This is a genomic window from Sutterella massiliensis, assembly GCF_016899755.1.
GTDB classification, from domain to species: Bacteria; Pseudomonadota; Gammaproteobacteria; order Burkholderiales; family Burkholderiaceae_F; genus Sutterella; species Sutterella massiliensis.
The window spans coordinates 1-419 of sequence record NZ_JACJJC010000307.1 but is presented as its reverse complement, the minus strand read 5'-3'; the positions used below and the strand labels follow the sequence as shown (position 1 = coordinate 419).

Below are 419 nucleotides of genomic sequence, written 5' to 3'. Positions count from 1 at the left end.
TCGAGTTGAAGGCACCCTCGCCTTCTTTGTAGCCGATAGACCCGGCTTCGATCGTGCCGCCCGCCATGGTGAGGCCGCCGAGCTTGCGTTCGTTCGAAGCACTCGTTCCGGAGCCGTCGCCCACGAGGTCGACCACGCCGCCGTCGTTAAGGACGAGCGTTGCCCCGGCAAGCGGATCGCCGCTCCCGCTGGTTGACGTGAAGAGATCGGTGAAGTCGATCGTGCCGCTATTGAGCACGAAGGTGCCCGTGAAGCCGGCTTTCGACTGTGCCGCCGCGAAGCGGAAGTGATCCGAAGTGTTCAGGAGCGAAATTTCGACCGTGCCGCCGCCGGAACCGTCTTCGCCGTCCGTAAAGACGCCGTAGAACGAAGCGTCACCGGAACGTTCGGACTCGATTGTCAGAAGCGAATCTTTATAG

Annotated in this window: 1 protein-coding gene; it reads right to left on the bottom strand. The window is 61.8% G+C overall.

Annotated elements, in window-relative coordinates:
• Positions 1–419, bottom strand: a 419-nt coding sequence (locus H6A60_RS12690) for a hypothetical protein (protein WP_205105209.1), incomplete at both ends; no start/stop codon positions are given.